This window comes from Ancylobacter radicis (assembly GCF_018449475.1).
GTDB classification, from domain to species: domain Bacteria; phylum Pseudomonadota; class Alphaproteobacteria; order Rhizobiales; family Xanthobacteraceae; genus Ancylobacter; species Ancylobacter radicis.
In genome coordinates this window covers 343,052-363,557 of record NZ_JAHCQH010000017.1, presented here as the reverse complement: position 1 = coordinate 363,557, position 20,506 = coordinate 343,052, and the positions used below count along the sequence as shown (strand labels likewise).

17 protein-coding genes are annotated in these 20,506 nt (G+C 68.0%); 13 read left to right on the top strand and 4 right to left on the bottom strand.

The window, feature by feature from the left end:
• Window positions 1-58 precede the first annotated feature (58 nt).
• From gor to KIP89_RS13460, 5 genes are all read left to right on the top strand, one after another.
• Window positions 59-1,480 (top strand): glutathione-disulfide reductase, encoded by a 1,422-nt coding sequence (gene gor, locus KIP89_RS13480; protein WP_213755935.1) that lies wholly within the window; start codon window positions 59-61, stop codon window positions 1,478-1,480.
• A gap of 143 nt (window positions 1,481-1,623) precedes the next feature.
• Window positions 1,624-3,009, top strand: coding sequence for a class II 3-deoxy-7-phosphoheptulonate synthase (locus KIP89_RS13475; RefSeq protein ID WP_213755934.1), 1,386 nt, complete (start codon window positions 1,624-1,626; stop codon window positions 3,007-3,009).
• A gap of 112 nt (window positions 3,010-3,121) precedes the next feature.
• Window positions 3,122-4,804 carry a rhamnan synthesis F family protein gene (locus KIP89_RS13470; RefSeq protein ID WP_213755933.1) on the top strand — a complete coding sequence of 561 codons (1,683 nt, stop codon included), beginning with the start codon at window positions 3,122-3,124 and terminating at the stop codon, window positions 4,802-4,804.
• A gap of 50 nt (window positions 4,805-4,854) precedes the next feature.
• Window positions 4,855-6,528, top strand: a complete 1,674-nt coding sequence (locus KIP89_RS13465; RefSeq protein ID WP_213755932.1) for an NAD+ synthase — start codon at window positions 4,855-4,857, stop codon at window positions 6,526-6,528.
• Between the two features lie 5 nt (window positions 6,529-6,533).
• The gene (locus tag KIP89_RS13460) at window positions 6,534-7,880 is read left to right on the top strand and encodes a glutamate--tRNA ligase (protein WP_213755931.1); all 1,347 of its coding nucleotides are present in this window, start codon (window positions 6,534-6,536) and stop codon (window positions 7,878-7,880) included.
• Between the two features lie 135 nt (window positions 7,881-8,015).
• On the opposite strand, the gene KIP89_RS13455 is transcribed toward KIP89_RS13460, so the two are convergent.
• Complete coding sequence (locus KIP89_RS13455; protein WP_250152456.1) at window positions 8,016-9,053, bottom strand: DUF2865 domain-containing protein; 1,038 nt, start codon at window positions 9,051-9,053, stop codon at window positions 8,016-8,018.
• Window positions 9,054-9,229: 176 nt separating this feature from the next.
• On the opposite strand from KIP89_RS13455, the gene KIP89_RS13450 reads away from it, so the two are divergent.
• Entirely contained in the window at window positions 9,230-9,742 is a 513-nt protein-coding gene (locus KIP89_RS13450) for a CreA family protein (protein ID WP_213755930.1), read from the top strand.
• A gap of 119 nt (window positions 9,743-9,861) precedes the next feature.
• Here the strand turns inward: KIP89_RS13450 and KIP89_RS13445 are convergent, their stop codons facing one another.
• Complete coding sequence (locus KIP89_RS13445; protein ID WP_213755929.1) at window positions 9,862-10,194, bottom strand: hypothetical protein; 333 nt, start codon at window positions 10,192-10,194, stop codon at window positions 9,862-9,864.
• Between the two features lie 367 nt (window positions 10,195-10,561).
• Between KIP89_RS13445 and cysS the strand changes: the two genes are divergently transcribed.
• Together cysS and KIP89_RS13435 are read left to right on the top strand one after the other, a co-directional pair.
• Complete coding sequence (cysS, locus tag KIP89_RS13440) at window positions 10,562-11,956, top strand: cysteine--tRNA ligase (protein ID WP_213755928.1); 1,395 nt, start codon at window positions 10,562-10,564, stop codon at window positions 11,954-11,956.
• A complete protein-coding gene (locus tag KIP89_RS13435) occupies window positions 11,953-12,477 on the top strand; it encodes a GNAT family N-acetyltransferase (protein ID WP_369807146.1) in 525 nt (174 codons plus the stop codon). The genes cysS and KIP89_RS13435 overlap by 4 nt, the downstream gene beginning before the upstream one ends.
• A gap of 207 nt (window positions 12,478-12,684) precedes the next feature.
• Here KIP89_RS13435 and KIP89_RS13430 read toward each other — a convergent pair whose 3' ends face one another.
• Entirely contained in the window at window positions 12,685-13,854 is a 1,170-nt protein-coding gene (locus KIP89_RS13430) for a linear amide C-N hydrolase (RefSeq protein WP_250152455.1), read from the bottom strand.
• A gap of 261 nt (window positions 13,855-14,115) precedes the next feature.
• Here KIP89_RS13430 and KIP89_RS20160 point away from each other — a divergent pair, with 261 nt between their 5' ends.
• Window positions 14,116-15,360: a GGDEF domain-containing protein gene (locus KIP89_RS20160; RefSeq protein ID WP_213755926.1), complete on the top strand. Its 1,245-nt coding sequence runs from the start codon at window positions 14,116-14,118 to the stop codon at window positions 15,358-15,360.
• 9 nt (window positions 15,361-15,369) lie between these two features.
• Here KIP89_RS20160 and KIP89_RS13420 read toward each other — a convergent pair whose 3' ends face one another.
• A complete protein-coding gene (locus KIP89_RS13420) occupies window positions 15,370-15,981 on the bottom strand; it encodes an LOG family protein (protein ID WP_213756026.1) in 612 nt (203 codons plus the stop codon).
• Window positions 15,982-16,147: 166 nt separating this feature from the next.
• On the opposite strand from KIP89_RS13420, the gene KIP89_RS13415 reads away from it, so the two are divergent.
• The 4 genes from KIP89_RS13415 (at window position 16,148) to pssA (ending at window position 20,408) form a co-directional block, all read left to right on the top strand.
• Window positions 16,148-16,501 (top strand): ArsR/SmtB family transcription factor, encoded by a 354-nt coding sequence (locus KIP89_RS13415; protein ID WP_250152454.1) that lies wholly within the window; start codon window positions 16,148-16,150, stop codon window positions 16,499-16,501.
• Window positions 16,502-16,607: 106 nt separating this feature from the next.
• Window positions 16,608-18,644 (top strand): ABCB family ABC transporter ATP-binding protein/permease, encoded by a 2,037-nt coding sequence (locus tag KIP89_RS13410; protein WP_213755924.1) that lies wholly within the window; start codon window positions 16,608-16,610, stop codon window positions 18,642-18,644.
• Window positions 18,645-18,802: 158 nt separating this feature from the next.
• Entirely contained in the window at window positions 18,803-19,501 is a 699-nt protein-coding gene (locus KIP89_RS13405; RefSeq protein WP_213755923.1) for a phosphatidylserine decarboxylase, read from the top strand.
• 31 nt (window positions 19,502-19,532) lie between these two features.
• A complete protein-coding gene (gene pssA / locus KIP89_RS13400) occupies window positions 19,533-20,408 on the top strand; it encodes a CDP-diacylglycerol--serine O-phosphatidyltransferase (RefSeq protein ID WP_213755922.1) in 876 nt (291 codons plus the stop codon).
• Window positions 20,409-20,506 lie beyond the last annotated feature (98 nt).

The following is a 20,506-nucleotide window of genomic DNA, read 5'->3' as shown; positions in this document are numbered from 1 at the left end:
CGCGGCCCGCGCGGGGCGACATGCCGGGGACGCTCTCAATGGTAGCGGGGACCGCGACATGAACCAGCCCGACACGACCGAATTCGACGTCGACCTGTTCGTCATCGGTGGAGGCTCGGGCGGTGTGCGCGCGGCGCGCATCGCCGCCGGCTATGGCGCGCGGGTGAAGATCGCCGAGGAATACCGGGTCGGCGGCACCTGCGTGATCCGCGGCTGCGTGCCCAAGAAGCTGTTCGTCTATGCCGCCCATTACGCCCATGACTTCGAGGACGCCGCCGGCTTCGGCTGGACGGTCGAGGGCGCGCGCTTCGACTGGGCGACGCTGATCGCCAACAAGGACAAGGAAATCGCCCGGCTGGAGGGCGCCTACCGCGCCAATCTCGACCGGGCCGGCGTCGAGATCGTTCCCCAGCGCGCCGTGGTGGAGGGGCCGCATCAGGTGCGGCTCGCCGATGGCACGGGCATCAGTGCCCGCCTCATCCTCATCGCCACCGGCGGGCATCCCAATCTCGGGCTCGACATTCCCGGCCGGGAGCTCGGCATCACCTCGAACGAGATTTTCCATATCGAGACGCAGCCCGGGCGGATCGTGATTCAGGGCGCCGGCTATATCGCGCTGGAATTCGCCAGCGTGCTGGCCAATCTCGGCTCCGAGGTCACGGTGGTGCATCGCGGCGACAAGCTGCTCGCCGGGTTCGACGAGGAGATCCGCCAGCGCCTAGCCGACGAACTGGCGCAGAACGGCGTCACCTTCGTTTTCGGCGCGACGATCGAGGGCATCTATGCCGAGGGTGGGGCGAAGCGGGTCCGGCTGAATGACGGGCGCGACCTGTTCGCCGACGAGGTGATGCTCGCCATTGGCCGGGTGCCGAACACGACCGGCCTTGGCCTCGATAGTGTGGGCGTCCAGCTCGATACCCGGGGGGCGATCGTGGTGGACCAGCACTCCCGCTCCAGCGTGCCGTCCATCTATGCGGTGGGCGATGTGACCGACCGGGTGAACCTGACGCCCGTGGCCATTCGCGAGGGCCACGCCTTCGCCGACACGGTGTTCGGCGGCAAGCCCTGGAGCGTGAATTACGATGTGATCCCGACCGCCGTGTTCACCGAGCCGGAGATCGGCACGGTCGGGCTGACGGAGGCGCAGGCCCGCGCGCAGGGGCGCCGGCTGGACATCTACAAGACCGATTTCCGCCCGCTGAAGGCGACGCTGTCGGGCCGCGCCTCGCGCGTGTTCATGAAGCTGGTGGTCGACCAGAAGGACGACCGTCTGCTCGGCGCCCATCTGGTCGGGCCGGACTCGGGCGAGATGGTGCAGCTCATTGCCATCGCGATGAACATGGGCGCGACCAAGGCTGATTTCGACCGCACCATGGCGCTGCATCCGTCCAGCGCCGAGGAACTGGTAACGCTGCGCGCCAAGCATCCCTCCAGCGACCAGATCCCGGAAGTCTCGACCGAGGCGACGCCGGCGATCTGATCCGAACTTTCCGGCAAAGGTGCAAAGCGGACCCGGCACCGGCGCTCTGGTGCAAGCCGCGTCCTTGGGTGTATAAGGCGCGCCTTTCCCGCATGGGTATCGCGCAGCGCGACCCTCGCGGACGCTATGTCGAGGAGGCTGACATGTCTGATCGCTGGACGCCGGAAAGCTGGAGGGCCAAGCCCATTCAGCAGGTCCCGGATTATCCGGACGCGGGAGCTCTGGCTGCCGTGGAGCGTCAGCTTGCCACGTTTCCGCCGCTGGTTTTTGCCGGTGAGGCCCGCCGCCTGAAGCGTGAACTCGCCAAGGTGGCCAAGGGAGAGGCATTCCTGCTGCAGGGCGGCGATTGCGCCGAGAGCTTCGCTGAGCACTCCGCCGACAACATCCGCGATTTCTTCCGCGTCTTCCTGCAGATGGCGGTGGTGCTGACCTATGCCGGCGCCTCGCCGGTGGTGAAGGTTGGCCGTATCGCCGGCCAGTTCGCCAAGCCGCGCTCGACGCCGATGGAAACGGTCGGCGGCGTGGAGCTGCCGTCCTATCGCGGCGACATCGTCAACGATATCGAGTTCACGCCGGAAGGGCGCATCCCCGATCCGCGCCGCCAGCTTGAGGCGTACCGCCAGTCGGCGGCGACGCTCAATCTGCTGCGCGCCTTCGCCAATGGCGGCTATGCCAACCTTGCCAATGCCCATCAGTGGATGCTGGGCTTCATCAAGGACTCGCCGCAATCGGGCCGCTATCAGGCGCTGGCCGACCGGATCACCGAGGCGCTCGACTTCATGCGCGCCATCGGCATCGACCCGGAAACCAACCCGGACATGCGTTCGACCGATTTCTTCACCAGCCATGAGGCGTTGCTGCTCGGCTATGAGCAGGCGCTGACCCGCGTGGATTCCACCACCGGCGACTGGTACGCGACCTCCGGCCACATGATCTGGATCGGCGATCGCACCCGCCAGGCGGACCATGCGCATCTGGAATATTGCCGCGGCGTGAAGAACCCGCTCGGCCTGAAGTGCGGCCCCTCGCTGAAGCCGGACGACATGCTGCGCCTCATCGACATGCTGAACCCGCAGAACGAGGCCGGCCGCCTCACCCTGATCGCCCGCTTCGGCGCCGACAAGGTTGGCGACCACCTGCCCGCGCTGGTGCGCGCCGTGGAGCGCGAGGGCCGCACCGTCGTGTGGTCTTGCGACCCGATGCATGGCAACACGATCAAGGCCGGCTCGGGCTACAAGACGCGCCCGTTCGACCAGATCCTCCGGGAGGTGAAGGACTTCTTTGCCGTCCATGCGGCCGAGGGCACCTATGCCGGCGGCGTGCATCTGGAAATGACCGGCAAGAACGTCACCGAATGCACGGGCGGCGCCCGCGCGATTTCGGATGCGGACCTCAAGGACCGCTACCACACCTATTGCGACCCGCGCCTCAATGCCGAACAGGCCATCGAGATGGCCTTCCTCGTCGCCGAACTGCTGAAGCAGGAACGTGCCGGCCGGGTTCGCCCGGTGACCGAAGCGGCCGAGTGAGTTCTGACGACCCGGCGCTCGCGCGCCGGGTCGTGCCACCGGCGCCGCCGGAGGTCTGGAAGCGTTTCGAAGCATCCCCGGCACTCCATCCGGCAGCGGTGGCCACTCGCAGATGACGCGCTTCTTCGAGCCCAAGCTTCCACACCCGCTGCAGAGCTGGGCGAATGCGCGGGCAAAGACCCTGGGCCACGCCTTCAGTTCTCTGCTGTTCCGCGCCGATGGCGCGCCGCGCGCCCTTATCGCCGCCCTGCTGTTCGACCGCTATCGCCGCCCGCGCGGCGGTCTTGGGCCCCTCGTCTTCAAGAAGCCCGGCGTGCCCCGTCGTGCCTTCGCGCTCTGGATGGCGGGGGCGGACGCGGGCTTGGCCTCCATCGTCGACGCCATTGACTGGCCGGCGCCCGAGGGCGGACCGTGCGAAGCGATGCTCATCGTCGATCATTGGAGCGAGCCGGCGCGGCACCTGCTCGCCGGCCTCTCCGGGCATCGGCGCGCCGGGGCTCTGGTGCTGGAGGGCACGGCTCCGGCTCCCGCCGGCTCGCTCGCCTCCCTGGCCGCTCGCCTTCCGCGTGACGTGCTGCTGGCGGCGCTCGCCCGCCGCGCGGCGCGCGAGCAGATCGGCTATGCGGTGGTGATGGGCCGGCAGGGGCCGATGATCGCGGAGGCTCTGGATCTTGCCGGTGTGGCCGTGGTGATCGCCAGCGCCAGCGACGAGGCCTCTCTGGTCGATTCGGCGGGAACCCATGCGGCTGAGCGGCTGCGGCGCGAGAGCGAGCTGATTCTCTCGGCCGAGCGCCGCCGCTTCATTCCCGACGAGACGGCCGTGACGGCGGACGATGTCACGGAAATGGTGCAGGACTGGCGCCGCCGCCGCCGTCGCGGCGAGCCGATCAGCCGGGAAAAGCTGCGCCGGCCCTATGCCGGCTTCCATCCGCTGATCTATGCCGAGCATCATGCGGATGCGTGCATCAACGGGCGCCGTCACCCGCTCGCGCATTGGATCGAGACCGGCATGCCGCGCGGACCCTGGGCGCAGCCGGTCATCCTGCCCTCCGCAAGGCCTGTGCCCTCTACGCTCAAGGTCGCGCTGCATGGGCATTTCCACTATGTGGACCTGCTGCCCGAGATGCTGGAGCGGCTGTCGCGCAACGCGACGCGGCCCGATCTTTTTCTCACCACCGACACGCAGGCCAAGGCTGACGCCTTGCGCGCGGAGGTAATAAAATACCCCGCACCTGTCGCGGTTGTCGTGGGGCCGCAGAAGGGGCGGGACATCGGCCCGTTCTTTACCGGCCTGCGGGAGCCTCTGCTGAACGGCGGCTATGACGTGATCGTGCATGTCCACGGCAAGAAGAGTCTGGCCGCGCGTCGCGATATTGGCGGAGCGTGGCGCGACTTCCTGCTGGAGAACCTGATCGGCAGCGCCCATCCCATGCTCGACACGCTGCTCGCCCGCTTCGCGCAGGACCCCGCGCTGGGCCTCGTCTACCCGGACGATCCCCATCTCATCGGCTGGGCGCGTAACGGGCGCATCGTCGGCGAGCTGCGGGTGGCCATGGGCCTCACCGAGCCGATGGACGGCTTTGTCGATTTCCCGGTCGGCAACATGTTCGCGGCGCGGCCGGCGGCGCTGCGGCCGGTGCTCGATCTCGATCTTTCCTGGAATGATTATCCGGCCGAGCCGATTCCCGATGACGGCACGCTGATGCACGGACTGGAGCGGCTTCTGCCCATGGCGGTGCGCCATGCCGGCTTCAGTACGGCCGTCACCCGCGTACCGGGCACGGACTGGGATTGATGTGCGCCCGGCCGATTGCCCGTGCGCCAGTGGAAGGCTAAATCAGCGTCATGTCGTCAGAACCCGCCGATCAGCTTCTCATCGCGCTCGCGCAGCTCAACCCGATTGTCGGCGATATCGTCGGCAACCTTGCCAAGGCGCGCGAGGCGCGGGGGCAGGCGGCGGCGCAGGGGGCCGAGCTCATCGTCTTCAGTGAATTGTTCGTCTCCGGCTATCCGCCGGAGGATCTGGTGCTGAAGCCCGCCTTCCAGCGCGCCTGCCGCGAGGCGGTGGAGGCGCTCGCCGCCGAGACCGCCGATGGTGGCCCGGCCGTGCTGATCGGCGCGCCCTGGCTCGATGGCGGCAAGCTCTACAATGCCGTGCTGCTGCTGGAGGAGGGCCGCGTCGCCGCCACCCGCTACAAGGTCGATCTGCCTAATTATGGCCCGTTCGACGAGAAGCGCGTCTTCGTCCCCGGTCCCATGCCCGGCCCGATCGCGTTTCGCGGCGTGCGGCTCGGCGTGCCGATCTGCGAGGACATCTGGCAGCAGGATGTGATCGAGTGTCTGGCCGAGACCGGTGCGGAACTGCTGATCATTCCCAATGGCTCGCCGTATCGTCGTACCGTCTATGACGAGCGGATGAATGTCGCGGTCGCGCGCGTGGTCGAGAGCGGCTTGCCGCTGGCCTATGTCAACCAGATGGGCGGGCAGGACGAGCTGGTGTTCGACGGCGGCTCCTTCGTGCTGAACGCCGACCGCTCGCTCGCCATCCAGATGCCGAACTTTCAGGAGCGTATCCGCATCACCCGCTGGGAACGCTGGGCCGATGGCTGGCGCTGCGAGGAGGGGGCGCGGGCGCCGCTGATCACCGATGACGAGGCCGATTACGCCGCCTGCGTGCTGGGCCTGCGCGACTATGTCGAGAAGAACCGTTTTCCCGGTGTGGTGCTCGGCCTGTCCGGCGGCATCGATTCGGCGATCTGCGCTGCTATGGCGGTGGATGCGCTGGGGCCGGAGCGCGTGCACTGCGTGATGCTGCCGTATCATTACACCTCCAACGAGTCGCTCTCTGACGCGGCGGCGGTCGCGGAGGCACTGGGCGTGCGCTACGACATCATGCCGATCGCGGAAGGTGTCGAGGCGCTGGAGCGCACGCTGGCGCCGATGTTCACGGGGCGCGCCCGCGACGTGACCGAGGAGAACCTCCAGTCCCGCGTGCGCGGTACCTTGCTGATGTCACTGTCGAACAAGTTCGGCGCGATGGTCGTGACGACCGGCAACAAGTCGGAGATGTCGACCGGCTATGCGACGCTCTATGGCGACATGAATGGCGGCTATAACCCGATCAAGGACCTCTACAAGACGCAGGTTTTTCGTCTGTGCGCGTTGCGCAACCGCTGGAAGCCGGCCCATGCGCTCGGGCCCGACGGGCCGGTGATGCCGGAGAACATCATCACCAAGCCGCCGACCGCCGAACTGCGCGAGAATCAGAAGGATCAGGACAGCCTGCCGCCCTATGAGGTGCTGGACGCTATTCTGGAGCGCCTCGTGGAGCGCGAATTGCCGGTCGCCGAGATCGTGGCGGAAGGCTTCGAGGCGGCGCTGGTCGCCCGCGTCGAGCGGATGCTCAACATCGCCGAATACAAGCGCCGGCAGGCGGCGCCCGGCGTGAAGGTGACGACGCGTAATTTCGGCCGCGACCGGCGCTACCCGATCACCAATCGCTTTCGCGAGATGGCGTAGGTTTCATGACACCTCCCGTTCTCCGTTTCGCCCCGTCGCCGACGGGCCTGCTGCATGTCGGCAATGCCCGCACCGCGCTGTACAACGCGCTTTATGCGCGACGCGAGGGCGGGACATTCATTCTTCGGTATGATGACACCGACACGGCGCGCTCGACCGAGGAGTTCGCGCAGGCCATCGCCCGCGACATGGAATGGCTCGGCTTGACCCCGGACCGTGTTGAGTACCAGTCGCGCCGGCTGGACCGCTATGACGCGGCGGTGGAGCGGCTGAAGGCTGTCGGGCGGCTCTATCCGGCCTATGAGACCGAGGAGGAGCTGGAGACCCGCCGCCTCTCGCGCCGCCGGCGCGGCCTGCCGCCGACCTATGACCGGGCGGCGCTGAAGCTCAGCGATGACGACCGCGCGCGGCTGGAAGGCGAGGGGCGGCGGCCGCATTGGCGCTTCCGGCTCGACGGGCTCAAGGTCGTCTGGGCCGATCTGGTGCGCGGCGAGCAGGCGGTTGATACCGCGACGCTGTCCGATCCCGTGCTGGTGCGGGCCGATGGCAGCTATCTCTACACGCTGACCTCGGTGGTCGACGATATCGAGATGGGCGTCACCCATGTCGTGCGCGGCGAGGATCACGTCACCAATACCGGCGTGCAGATCGAGATCATCGAGGCGCTGGGCGGAAATGTGCCGGTGTTCGGGCACCATAATCTCCTGACCCTGCCGAGCGGGGAGGGGCTGTCGAAGCGCCTCGGCCATCTCTCCCTCACGGCCCTGCGCGAGGAAGGGCAGGAGGCGCTGGCCATCGCCTCGCTCGCCGTGCTGACGGGAACCTCGTTGGCGGTGGAGGCTGTACCGGATCTCGACGCGCTGGCGCAACGAATTGATTTTTCGAAGATTTCCCGCGCTCCGGCGCGCTTCGACCCGGCCGATCTCGACGCGCTGACCGCGCAGACGCTGCATGTGCTGCCCTATGCCAGCGTGGCTGAGCGCCTTGCCGCGATCGGTATCGGCGGCGGCGAGGCGCTCTGGCTGGCGGTGCGCGGCAACCTCGGACGGCTGGCCGACACCGCGACCTGGTGGCGCGTGGTCGAGGGGCCGCTGGCGCCCGCCATCGCGCCCGAGGACGCGGACTTTCTGGCGCAGGCGGCTGACCTTCTGCCGCCCGAACCATGGGATGGCGGCGTCTATCCGGCCTTCATCGCGGCGGTGAAGCCGGCGAGCGGGCGCACCGGCAAATCACTGTTCCACCCGCTGCGGCTGGCCCTGACCGGGGCGGAAAGCGGGCCGGAACTCAAGGCTCTGCTGCCGCTGATCGGCCGGGCGCGGGCGCAGGCGCGGCTCAGGGGCGAGACGGCCTGAGACTGGCTCTGAGTCGCATCACAACGTCATGGCCGGGCTTGACCCGGCCATCCACGACTTTTTGACGTACACGACCCCAGTCGTGGATCCCCCGGCCGAGCCGGGGGATGACGTTGTTCGTCGTGACGGAGGTAATTATTGCTTCTTCGCCGGGGCAGGCGTCGCCGGGCGGGGCTGCGCCATCTCGCGGGAAGCGTCCTCGGTGACGACGATGTCACCCTTGCGCAGCGTCGGGTCGTCTTCCTGGCTCAGCGCCTGGGCCCAGCTCATGCCGGCCGGGCGGCAGGAACAGGCCGCCACATACTGCTTCTTGTAGAGCAGCGCGTTGGGCAGCGACATGTAGGATTGGCCATTGGTACCAACGGCTTGCTCGATGTCCTCGCCCGGATTGCGATAGGCGAACAGCCGGGCCTCGGTGCCCGGACACTGGCGCTGGCACTGCGCTTCATCAGACTGGAACTTGGCCGGGGTGGCGGCGTAGGAGACCGGAAAAAAGAAGCCGTCGCAGGTGCGGACACAGACCGTGCGGTAGGTTGACACCTTCGGCATTTCCAGCGGCTGCACGTCGAGCGGGCCGGCTTCCTCATCGAGATTGCGCGGCACGCCGAAAAGCTGCTCGAAGAAATTGCGCGGCGCCCGGCGCTGCGCCGGCGCGTTGCCATAGCCGCCCGAGGGCTGGCCGAGCGCCGCCTGATACTGCGCGCCGCAATTGTTCTGGGCCAGCGCATAAACGAGCTGGCGGCGCTGCTCGTCGGTGCCGCTCTGCGCGCCGCGCGCCTGCATCATGGTACGGTCGAGCTGCGAGCGGGCCTGGGTCAGCCGGCGGTTCAGCGCCTCGCATTGCGGGGGCAGCTGCGGCTGGAAAATGAGGAAGCCGCGCTTGTCGCAGCCGATCTGGCGGACCTGCGCGCTGAGGTCGGCAATGTCCTGCTGCTGTTGAGCAATTGCCGCGCCGACATCCGGCTGGCCACCGCCGCTGCCGCCGCGATCGAGCGCGGCGAGCTGGCCTTCCAGCCGGATGCAGACCGAACGGTCGCCGGGGGCGCCACCGCCCACGGCGCCGGGCGGCATATCCTGCGCCACCACGCTGCCGGCAAGCAGTGTGAGCCCGGCGAGGGGGGCGATCAGGGCGGCGGTCAGCCGGGCCAGCGGGCGGTTGAAATGCAGCATCATCAGCTAGGTCGTTTCACTCGTGTACGCGGCTGTGTGCCGGAATCGGTCGCCAAGGGCAATGAGCACGGCGAGCTTGTCGAAATTTTGAAGCACCGGCACTTCCTGCGGCCGCCCGGCTTTACCGGGCCGCCGGGCACCCCATATCAGCGGTGACATTATGCCGGAGTCGAATATCCATGAAGTCGCTGCCCGCCCTCATCCTCGCCGTCGTTCTCGGGCTCGGCCTCAGCGCCCCCGCCATGGCCCAGGAGCCGGACCTTATCTTCAAGAAATCAACGGTTTGGAAGTTCCTCACGCCCGACGATAAACTCGCCACCTACGGCATTGACGATCCCGTGGTGGAGGGGGTGGCGTGCCATTATACCGTTCCCGAGCGGGGCGGGGTGAAGGGGATGATCGGGGTTGCCGAGGAGGTCTCCGATATTTCCATCGCCTGCCGGCAGATCGGGCCGATCGCCTTCAAGGCCAAGTTCGACCAGGGCGATGTCGTCTATCGCGAGAGCCGCTCGCTGATCTTCAAGAAGATGCAGATCGTGCGCGGCTGCGACGTCAAGCGTAACGTGCTGGTTTATCTCGTCTATTCCGACAAGCTGATCGACGGCAGCCCGAAGAACTCGACCTCCACCGTGCCGATCATGCCGTGGGGCGCGACCAATGACGCGCCGAAATGCGCGGACTTCGTGAAATAAAAAAGCCGGCCCGTCAGGGCCGGCCTAAAGGCCGCGTCAGGCGTGGCCAGTCAGTGCGGTGAGGCGGACGATCAGGCCAGTGAGGCCGACCGGATCGACCTCGCCGCCCGGTCACGCCGTCATCGGGCGCAGGTGATCGCCACCGTCTCGGCGCAGCCGGTGCCGTAACAGGCGGTACGCACCGGGGCGGTGCTGATCGCGCTGATGGTGGCGTCCGACTTCACCTTGCCGAATCCAGTGGCGCGCTCGAAATCGTGCACCCGGCACCAGGCATCGGCCATGGCCTGCCCGCAGCTCTGCCCGGCGGCGACGCAGCCGTCGATTCCGTAGCCATCCGAGCTGTCGACGATGAAGATTTCGGTTGCCGGCTCGGCGGCCGCGGCGAAGCTCGGCGCGAGGAGGAGGCAGGCGGCGGCGAGGAGGGCGGAGCGCAGGCGGGGGGCGGAGGACATGGAGGCTGTCTGCTGCTGTGAGGGCGTTGACGTTGCGTGAGCCGGACGGCTCGCTAGGCAACGCGACTGTGTCAAAAAGGTTTGAAGCGAGGCTTAATGTTTTTCTGTGCCGTGCCCCCCGGTCCAGCGGAGCGGGAGATAGCCCCGCCGGGGGAGCGCCGTCAACAGCGTTGCTGAACATGTTAGGATGGGCATCTGGAGCGGGGCTTGCGCCCGCGCACGGCGCGTGTCCGCCGCTTTTGGCTTTGCCCGCCTTGACGGCGCGGGGTAAACCCGCGACAGACGCGCACCCTGCGCCTCACGCGCGGCTCTACGCGCTCACGCCGTCGCCTGACGCGCCTGTTTAATACCCGGAAGGCTGCCATCCATGTCCGACGCAAAGGCCGCTCAGCTTCCCGAGCTGAAACTCTACAACACGCTGACCCGCTCCAAGGATGTGTTCGCTCCCCTGGATCCGGCGCTGGTGCGCATGTATGTCTGTGGCCCGACCGTCTATGACCTCGCCCATATCGGCAATGCCCGCCCGGTGATCGTGTTCGATCTGCTCTACCGGGTGCTGCGCCACCTCTATGGCGCCGAGCATGTGAAATATGTCCGCAACATCACCGACGTGGACGACAAGATCAACGCGCGCGCGGCCGCCGAGCATCCCGGCCTCGCGCTCAACGAAGCCATCGCCAAGGTGACCTTCGCCACCGAGGCGCAGTTCCATGACGATCTGGAAGCCCTCGGCGTGCTGCACCCGGATGTGGAGCCGCGCGCGACCGAGCATATCGGCGAGATGCGCACGCTGATCGAGCGGCTCATTGCCTCCGGCCATGCCTATGTGGCCGAGGACCATGTACTGTTCTCCGTGCCCTCCATGCCCGAATACGGCCAGCTCTCGCGCCGCCCGCTCGACGACATGATCGCCGGGGCGCGGGTCGACGTCGCGCCCTACAAGCAGGACGCGATGGACTTCGTGCTGTGGAAGCCGTCCAAGCCCGGCGAGCCGGGCTGGGCCTCCCCCGCCGGCATCGCGGTGAACGGACGTCCGGGCTGGCACATCGAGTGCTCCGCCATGAGCTGGAAGCACCTCGGCGAGACCTTCGACATTCATGGCGGCGGCATCGACCTTGTCTTCCCGCACCATGAGAACGAGGTCGCGCAGTCGCGCTGCGCCTTCCACTCCGGGCTGATGGCCAAGGTGTGGATGCATAACGGCTTCCTGCAGGTGGAAGGCGAGAAGATGTCGAAGTCGCTCGGCAACTTCACCACCATCCGCGACCTGCTCAACGACTGGCCGGGCGAGGTGCTGCGCCTCACCATGCTCAAGACCCATTACCGCCAGCCGATCGACTGGACGGTGAAGGGGCTGGAGGAGAGCGCGAAGACGCTGGAGCAGTGGTTCGATGCGGCGGCGGACGACGCCTATCCGCGCCCGGCGCCCGCCGTGCTGGAGGCGCTGGCCGATGATCTCAACACGCCCAAGGCGATTGCCGAGATGCACGGGCTGCGCGACCATGCCGGCAAAAAGGCGCTGGCCGGCACGCTGGCCTTTCTCGGCTTCGCGCCGGGCGCGCTGCGCGAATGGTCCGCCGCCCGCGCCCCCGCGCTCGCCATTTCCGAGGCCGAGATCGAGGCGCGCATCGCCGAGCGCATCGAGGCCCGCCGCAACCGCGACTGGGCGGCCTCCGACCGCATCCGCGACGAACTGCTCGCGCTCGGCGTGGCGGTGAAGGACAATAAGGACGGCACGGCGAGCTGGGAGCCGAAGCGGTGAGCGCCTCCAAGGCGCCGGCTTCCACGGCGCCCAGCGCGGCGCTGCGCCCCTTTCTGAGCGGGGACACGCCGGCTCTCGCCTCCATCGCGCGGGAATCGATCTTCGCCCTCACCGGCGAGGATTATGACGAGGACCAGCAGGAAGCCTGGGCCGGCTTTGCCGAGGACGAGGCGGGCCTTGCCGCGCGCCTCTCCGCCGCCCTGACGCTGGTGGCGACGCGCGACGGCGAGCCCTGCGGCTTCATCGCGCTGGCCGACAACAAAATGATCGACCTGCTCTATGTCCACCCGGAGATGGCGGGCGAGGGCATCGGCGCGCTACTGTGCGACGCCATCGAGAAGCTCGCCACCGCGCGCGGCGCGACCAGCCTCACCGTCGACGCCAGCGACACCGCGCTCGGCTTCTTCCAGAAGCGCGGCTATGTCGGCAAGAGCCGCAACACCGTGCAGCGCAGCGGCGTGTGGCTCGGCACCACGACGATGGAAAAGCTGCTCAGCGCCGGCGACGCCCCGCTGCACTGAGGGGGGCGGGCGCCATGCCCGTGCCCGTGACCATCCTTCGAGGCCCGGCTGCGCCGGGCACCTCAGGATGACGGGCTCTGGGAACGTGCCGCTACACCCTCCGTCATGCCGAGGCGCTCGCGCAGCGAGCCTCGAAGCACGCAGATGCAGGCGATGGGAGCGCCGCGTCGTGGATCCCCGGACCTGAGCCCGGAGATGAGGGGCCCCTCAGGGCGCCTTGGCCGCCAGCAGGGCGTCGGTGGCGTCGGAGGACAGGCCGTTCAGCGTGGTGAGCGGGATGGAGAGCGGCTTGGTGCTGGCCGACAGCCGGGTGAGATCGAACCGCGTGTAGTTCAGCCCGCCATAGGTGCGCAGATAGAGCGTGCTGCGGTTGAGATCGGTCAGCGCCGTCCAGGAGGTGTACTCGCTGGTGAAGGGCGGCGAATCCTTGGTGGCGACGGCGGCGATGCCTTCATTGCCGCCGGAATTGGTGTCGATGGTGATGTTCTTCGGCCGGTCGAAATTGTTCATGATGTGGGCGAGCGTGCGCAACGCATCGTCGGGCGCGGCGACCTTCTCGGCATATTGCGAATAATAGACCGCGCGCACGAAGCGGCCGACCGAGGTGTTCGACGCCGGCAGCCCGGCGGTGGCGATGCCGGAATCGGGCTGCGCCACCTTCAGCGCGCCGAACGCGCCGCTCGACTGGTCGACATTGCTGAGGAAGGTGTAATTGTCGAGATTGGTCAGGTGCCAGGTGAATTCCGGGCCGTTGGTCATCACCCCGACCGGGTTGTCGTAGACAGCCTGCTTGCCATTGGCGAACTCGACCACGATCGAGGCGCCGCTGCGGTCGTGCAGCACGTAATGGAAGGGCGACTTGGCGTTGCCGAGCACGGCCAGCGGGGCGAGCAGCACCGGCTGGGCGGCCAGCGCCGCCTTCACCTCGGCGACGTTCTGGAACTGGCCGAGCGTCCAGGAGCCGAGATCGATGGCGGAAAGCGCCGCCTTGGTCTTCGAGAAGGAGTCCGTCGGCCCCGCCGCGCCGGCAAAGGCCAGCAGGCTGAAGGTGAGGCCCTTTTCGTTGAAGCCCTCGACGATCTTGAGATCGTCCAGCGAGCCGTCCGGCACGGTCACGGCCAGGATGCGGTACTTGGTGGTGTAGTCGAGCGCAGCCCCGCCCGCCGTGGCGACCGAGCTGTAGCGCTGTGCCGGCGGGATGTAGGCGACCCGGTAGGGCAGCTCCATCGCCAGTTCGAGCGTGCGGCCGAAATACACGCCGCCATTGGCGTCGCGATAGATCAGGGAGGTGCAGGCCTGAGCCGCCGGCGCGAGCGCGAGGCTCAGGGCCAGGGTGATCGGTCCGACGGCACGGCGCAGGCGACGAAAGCGGGTCATGGGCATCCAGGGGCTGGTAATGACGTAGCGTCCAGCCTAGGCCGCGCGCGGGGCCTTGGATAGCCCACGCATCTGCCCCACGCATCTGCCCCACGCACCGGCCCCGCCGGCCGATCACATCCGGTCGAGCAGGCTGTTCTGCCGCGCCGCGCTGCGCCACTCGCCCTCGGTGGCGGTAGCCTACGGACACATTCAAACGGTAAATCGAAATTCAAATTACTTTTGGAATAAATTTCCGGTTGTGCTACCGAGGGCTGTGGCGTGGCCGAGGTGGCTGGCACCTGGCTTTGGCTTCAGGGGCGCGGCCACGTGGTCATCGACCTTTTCACCCTTTATCTCGTCATTCTCCTGCAATCAGCGACCCTGGCGCTGTTGTGGCTGGCCATCTGGCGTTGCTACAGCGATGTCGACGCCGCCCGGTTCTGGGTCGCCGCCAATCTGCTGAGCGTGCTCGGCGGCGGGATCATGGTGATCGAGAGCCGGCCGGGACCGCTTTCCCCCGTCCTTCTGGGCAATCTTGCCGTCATGGCCGGCCACATGCTGACCCTGGCCGGCGTCTGCCGCTTCTATGGCCGGCCTGTTCCATGGCGGATCGGGCTTGGCGCCCTGCTGGTCGGCGCGGTGGTCCTGCTTCTCTTCGAGGAGAACCGGATCATCCGCAACGGCGTGTACATGCTGGGGCACGGCGTCCCGCTGCTGATCGCCGCCGTGCTTCTGGCCCGGCACGGACACGCCAGTTCCGGTGCCCGCTTCGCCGCCTTTATGCTGGTCGGCTCGGTGGCCGGCGGCGCGGTCCCCCGCTTTGCCGCGCTGGTTGTGCACCAGACGCAGCTCATCTCCACCGACAGCTACAATCTGCTGCTGTTCGCCACCCTGCTGGCGACCATCTTCGGCAAGCTGATGTGGAGCTTCGGGCTGCTGCTGATCGTGGTCGAACGGCTCCAGGCCAAGGCGGGCGCGCTGGCGGTGGTTGACGAACTGACGGGACTGCCGAACCGGCGCATGTTCCTGTCCCGGATCGAGGAAGAGACGCGCGTGGCGCGGCGCAGCGGGCGCGGCTTCGCGGTGATGGTCATCGACATCGACCATTTCAAGTCGATCAATGACGCCTATGGGCATGGGGCCGGCGACGCCTGCCTGATCCATTTCAGCCGGGTCGCCAGCGCGCGGCTGCGCCAGACCGACCTGCTGGCGCGGCTGGGCGGCGACGAGTTCTGCCTGCTGCTGCGGGAGACCGATGGGCCGAGTGCCGAACGGCTCGGCGCGGAACTGCTTCACCTGATCCGCACCGACGCGGTCGAGTGGTATGGCGCCGCCATTCCCCTCACGCTCAGCATCGGCATCGCGCTGTGGGACCCGCACCGGCACGCGGACACGCTCTGCCTCATGGAGGATGCGGACCGGGCGCTCTATCTGGTCAAGCGTCAGGGCCGAAATGGCTGCGCCCTGGCGCAACCCGAGCCGGGCGAGGCGCCGGCGCTGCCGCGTCTGGCGCTCGCGCCCTGAGCGTCGCGCTCACATCCGGTCGAGCACGCGCTCCTCGGCCGCGCCGTGCAGCTCGCCTTCGGTGACGCCGGCCACCGCCGCGTCGAGCTTGATGAGCGCCGCGCGCACGCTGTGGGCGACCTCCAGCTTGACCGGGCGGGAGACGTTGACGAAGCCGCTCGACTGCATGTGGTCGAACAGGGCCAGCAGCGGGTCCCAGAACCCGGCGGTGTTGAGCACCATCACCGGCTTGCGGTGGCGGTTGAGCTGCACCCAGGTGAGCTGCTCGACCAGTTCCTCCAGCGTGCCGATGCCGCCGGGCAGGGCGATGAAGGCATCGGCCCGCTCGAACATCAGCCGCTTGCGCTCATGCATGTCCTTGGTGACGATCAGCTCATGGGCGTGCTCGAAGGCCTGCTCATTGCCGATCAGGAAATCCGGGATGATGCCCGTGACCTTGCCGCCGGCCTCGGCGCAGGCGCGCGCGGTGGCGCCCATCAGCCCGACGCCGCCGCCGCCATAGATGAGGCGGATCCCCGCATGGGCCAGCGCGCGGCCGAGTTCGATCGCCGTGTCGAGAAAAACCGGATCGGTCCCCGGGGCCGCTCCACAATAGACGCATACGCTCTTGATCTTTGTCATGGACACCATGGTGCACTGCGAGAGCGGCCTCGACAAGATGCCGCATCGTCCTCCTGATGGCACCCCTCGCCGCCGGCTGCCAATGCGGCGAGACGGCGCTGGGTTCCATGGGGCGGGTGAGAAAGGCCGGCTTGCCCTCATCGTCCATCGACGATAAACGATGGTGATGACCGCGCCGCTTGCCGACGACGACCTGCTCGCCCTGCGCCTGCGTGCCCTCGCGCATCCGGCGCGGCTGGCGATTCTGCGGGCGCTGGCGGCGGGCGGGAAATGCCAGTGCGGGCATATCGTGCGCGGCCTCAGCCTGGCGCAGTCCACCGTCTCGCAGCATCTCAAGGTGTTGAAGGAGGCGGGGCTGATCGCCGGCACGATCGAGGGGCCGCGCTCCTGCTACGGCATCGACCGGGAGGCCGTCGCCAGTCTGGCGCGGGAGATCGGGCCGCTGCTGGAGCATTTCGCGGCAGAGCCGCCCGCCTGCGCCACCCGCACGCCTGATGCGCGCGAGAGCGCACTGGTCTGAGCGGCGGCAAGGCTTATCTACGGCCGTCACATCAATGGCCGATACGTCTAAGAGAACGACCGGAATCGGGCCTGTTGGCCCGCGCATGAACTGAACTGGAAGTCGCATGTCCGCACCCTCGGGCGCCCCTGCCCAGGCAACACCGAACCAGGGTCCGAACCAGGGCCCCGTTCCCAAGGTTCCTGCCGGCACCCCCTCGGAAACCCATCCGCGCGGCAGCCTGCTGGTCGCGCTGAAGGGGCTCGGCCCCTATCTGTGGCCGGCCGACCGGGCCGATCTGCGCACCCGCGTGATCTGGGGCCTGCTGCTGCTGGTGCTGGCCAAGATCGCCACGCTCTCGACGCCGTTCTTCTTCAAATGGGCGACCGACGCGGTGGCGGAGGGCGAGGGCGCCACCATCAGCAGCGACGCGATGAGCTATCTCATCGCCGCGCCGGTGATGCTGACGGTGGCCTATGGTTTTTCGCGCGTCGTCATGGCCGGGCTCACGCAGTGGCGTGACGGGCTGTTCGCCAAGGTGGCGATCCATGCCGTGCGCCGGCTCGCCTTGCAGACCTTCGAGCACATGCACGCGCTGTCGCTGCGCTTCCATCTGGAGCGCAAGACCGGCGGCCTGACGCGGGTGCTGGAACGCTCGCGCGAGGGCATCGAGACCATCGTGCGGATGCTGGTGCTGCATCTGGCCCCGACCATTCTGGAATTCGCCATGGTGATCGGCGTGCTGCTCTGGCAGTTCGACTGGCGCTATGCGCTCGCCGCGGTGGCGATGATCCTCGCCTACACGGTCTTCACCTTCGTGATGACCGAGTACCGGATGGGCATCCGCCGGGCGATGAACGAGAGCGACACCGACGCCAACGCCAAGGCGGTGGACAGCCTGCTGAACTACGAGACGGTGAAATATTTCGGCGCAGAGAAATGGGAGGCGGATCGCTATGACCGCTCCATGGCCCGCTATGAGCGCGCCACCGTGCACACCCACACCTCGCTCGCCTGGCTGAATGCCGGGCAGGCGACGATCTTCACCATCGGCCTCACCGCGGTGATGGCGCTGTGCGTGCTCGACATCCGCGCCGGGCGCCAATCGGTCGGCTCCTTCGTCATGGTCAACGCCATGATGATCCAGCTCTACCAGCCGCTGAACTTCCTCGGCATGATCTATCGCGAGATCAAGCAGTCGCTGATCGACATCGAGGCGATGTTCGCCATTCTCGGCCGCGCGCCGGAAATCACCGACACGCCGGGCGCCCCGCCGCTGGCGCTCAATGGCGGCACGGTGCGCTTCGAGGATGTGCGCTTCTCCTATGATCCCGACCGCGAGATCCTCAAGGGCGTGTCCTTCGAGGTGCCGGCCGGGCGCACGGTGGCGATTGTCGGTCCGTCGGGCGCGGGCAAGTCGACCATTTCGCGGCTGCTCTACCGCTTCTACGACATCAATGGCGGCCGCATCACCATTGACGGGCAGGACATCCGCCAGGTGAACCAGCAGAGCCTGCGCGCCGCCATCGGCATGGTCCCGCAGGACACGGTGCTGTTCAACGACACGCTGGCCTACAACATCCGCTATGGCCGGGCCGGGGCCTCCGAGGAGGAGGTGGCACGGGCCGCCGAACTCGCGCAGATCGACGGCTTCGTGCGCCGCACGCCGAAGGGCTATGCGACCGAAGTGGGCGAGCGCGGCCTCAAGCTCTCCGGCGGCGAGAAGCAGCGCGTCGCCATCGCCCGCACCATCCTGAAGAACCCGGCCATCCTGATCCTCGACGAGGCCACCTCGGCGCTGGACAGCCATACCGAGCGCGAAATCCAGGACGCGCTGGAAGGCGTCTCGCGCGGGCGCACCACGCTGGTCATCGCCCACCGGCTCTCCACCGTGGTGGGGGCGGACGAGATCATCGTGCTTGAACATGGCCGCATCGCCGAGCGCGGCACCCATGGCGAGCTGATGGACAAGGGCGGGCTCTACCACTCCATGTGGGAGCGCCAGCGCGAGGCCGAGCGCGCCCGCGAGACGCTGAAGGCGGTGGGCGAGGGGACCGACGGCGAGGTGATCGAGGGCCAGGTGACAGAGGGAGACGTCGCGGCGGATGAGGACGCGGGCGTGCCCGCGACCGCCGTTGCGGCGCCGAGCGGGGCGGCGGCGTAGGGCCGCCTCGGGTGGGGACGGGTGCGCGGAGGCCCTTGCCGGGGTGGCCGCGCGGGCGGTGCGCGGGCGAATAGCGGCTTCGGCATTTGACGATCCGCCCGGCTGGCCCTACCTCTCCCCGTGCCGCTGACGGAGCGGCGGCCAGGAAGATTTGGTTCATGACCATCCTCGACTCGATCCGCAGCGGCCTCGTGCCGATCCACCGTGAGGGCTACCCCTTCATCCTGATCGGCGCGGCGGTCTCCGCCGTGCTGCTGTGGCTGGTGCCGCCGCTCGGCTGGATCGGCGTGCTGATCACCGTCTGGATCTGCTATTTCTTCCGCGATCCCGAGCGGGTGACGCCGGTGCGCGACGGGCTGCTCATCTCCCCCGCCGATGGCCGTGTCTGCCTCGTCGGCCCCGCCGTGCCGCCGGCCGAGCTGGGCCTTGGCGAATTGCCGCTGCCGCGCGTGTGCATCTTCATGAACGTGTTCGACGTGCATGTGAACCGCGCCCCGCTGGCCGGCCGGATCAGCCGCATCGCCTATCGTCCCGGCAAATTCCTCAATGCCGAGCTGGACAAGGCGAGCGAGGACAATGAGCGCAACGGCGTGGTGCTGGAAACCGCCATGGGCCCGGTCGGCGTGGTGCAGATCGCCGGCCTGATCGCCCGCCGCATCGTCAGCTTCGTGCGCGAGGGCGACAGCCTGGCGCCGGGCCAGCGTTTCGGCCTGATCCGCTTCGGCTCGCGGGTCGATGTCTACATGCCCGTGGGCACGCGCATCCTCGTCGCCGAGGGGCAGCGCGCCGTGGCCGGCGAGACCGTGCTGGCCGACCGCCACGCCATGGGCGCCGAGGCCACCTTCCGCGTCGACTGACCGTTCACCCGCCCGCCCCGCGAGGATCGCCATGTCCGATCTCTTTCCGCCCTTCGAGCCGGACGCGCCCGAGCCGCCGCGCCGCCGCTTCCAGGCCATTCCGCTGCGCCTGCTGGTGCCGAATGTGGTGACGCTGCTGGCGCTCTGCGCCGGCCTCACCGGCATCCGCATGGCGTTTGAGGGGCGGATGGAGCTGGCGCTCGGCGCCATCGTCCTCGCCGCCGTGCTCGACGGCATGGATGGCCGGCTGGCGCGGATGCTCCAGGGCACCTCGCGTTTCGGGGCGGAGCTGGACAGCCTCTCCGACTTCCTGTGCTTCGGCGTCGCGCCGGCCCTCATCATCTATATGTGGGGCCTCGATTCGCTGGGCTCGCTCGGCTGGATCGCCTCGCTGGCCTTCGCGATCTGCGCCGGGCTGCGCCTCGCCCGCTTCAACGTGATGCTGGAAGATCCGAACAAGCCGCCCTTCGCCGGCGACTATTTCACCGGCATCCCGGCGCCGGCGGGCGCGCTGATCATGCTGCTGCCGATCTATCTGGAGCTGATCGGCCTGCCGCGCCTCGTGGTGACGCCGGCCGTGGCGGCGCTGTTCACGCTCGGCATCGGGCTGCTGATGGTCTCCAAGCTGCCGGCGTTCTCGGGCAAGCGGCTCGGCGCGCGCATCCCGCGCGACAAGGTGATGCCGCTGTTCATCATCGTCGTGCTGTCGGTCGCGGTGCTGGTGACATGGCCCTGGGCGACGCTCTCGGTGGTGTGCCTGGCTTATCTCGGGGCGCTGCCCTTCTCGGCCATGCGCTATGCCCGCCTGATGCGGGAACATCTGTCCCGTCACGCGCCGACGCCGGGCATGGAAGGTCATCGCCCGGCCGCGTCCGAGGACGAGGATCGGCCGGGGCATCTCAACTGAGGCGCGAGATTCCGGGCGAGGAAAAGGTCGTCTCGGGCAAGGAAAAAGTGGTCGGCTGAAGCGACGGCGCCGTCCGGCTCAGGAGGGGACGGCGCGGA

Excerpts from the sequence above, each read along its gene's own strand:
- gor (WP_213755935.1), top strand. The coding sequence starts at position 59 with ATGAACCAGCCCGACACGACCGAATTCGACGTCGACCTGTTCGTCATC.
- KIP89_RS13475 (WP_213755934.1), top strand. The coding sequence starts at position 1,624 with ATGTCTGATCGCTGGACGCCGGAAAGCTGGAGGGCCAAGCCCATTCAG.
- KIP89_RS13470 (WP_213755933.1), top strand. The coding sequence starts at position 3,122 with ATGACGCGCTTCTTCGAGCCCAAGCTTCCACACCCGCTGCAGAGCTGG.
- KIP89_RS13465 (WP_213755932.1), top strand. The coding sequence starts at position 4,855 with ATGTCGTCAGAACCCGCCGATCAGCTTCTCATCGCGCTCGCGCAGCTC.
- KIP89_RS13460 (WP_213755931.1), top strand. The coding sequence starts at position 6,534 with ATGACACCTCCCGTTCTCCGTTTCGCCCCGTCGCCGACGGGCCTGCTG.
- KIP89_RS13455 (WP_250152456.1), bottom strand. The coding sequence starts at position 9,053 with ATGATGCTGCATTTCAACCGCCCGCTGGCCCGGCTGACCGCCGCCCTG.
- KIP89_RS13450 (WP_213755930.1), top strand. The coding sequence starts at position 9,230 with ATGAAGTCGCTGCCCGCCCTCATCCTCGCCGTCGTTCTCGGGCTCGGC.
- KIP89_RS13445 (WP_213755929.1), bottom strand. The coding sequence starts at position 10,194 with ATGTCCTCCGCCCCCCGCCTGCGCTCCGCCCTCCTCGCCGCCGCCTGC.
- cysS (WP_213755928.1), top strand. The coding sequence starts at position 10,562 with ATGTCCGACGCAAAGGCCGCTCAGCTTCCCGAGCTGAAACTCTACAAC.
- KIP89_RS13430 (WP_250152455.1), bottom strand. The coding sequence starts at position 13,854 with ATGACCCGCTTTCGTCGCCTGCGCCGTGCCGTCGGACCGATCACCCTG.
- KIP89_RS13420 (WP_213756026.1), bottom strand. The coding sequence starts at position 15,981 with ATGACAAAGATCAAGAGCGTATGCGTCTATTGTGGAGCGGCCCCGGGG.
- KIP89_RS13415 (WP_250152454.1), top strand. The coding sequence starts at position 16,148 with ATGACCGCGCCGCTTGCCGACGACGACCTGCTCGCCCTGCGCCTGCGT.
- KIP89_RS13410 (WP_213755924.1), top strand. The coding sequence starts at position 16,608 with ATGTCCGCACCCTCGGGCGCCCCTGCCCAGGCAACACCGAACCAGGGT.
- KIP89_RS13405 (WP_213755923.1), top strand. The coding sequence starts at position 18,803 with ATGACCATCCTCGACTCGATCCGCAGCGGCCTCGTGCCGATCCACCGT.
- pssA (WP_213755922.1), top strand. The coding sequence starts at position 19,533 with ATGTCCGATCTCTTTCCGCCCTTCGAGCCGGACGCGCCCGAGCCGCCG.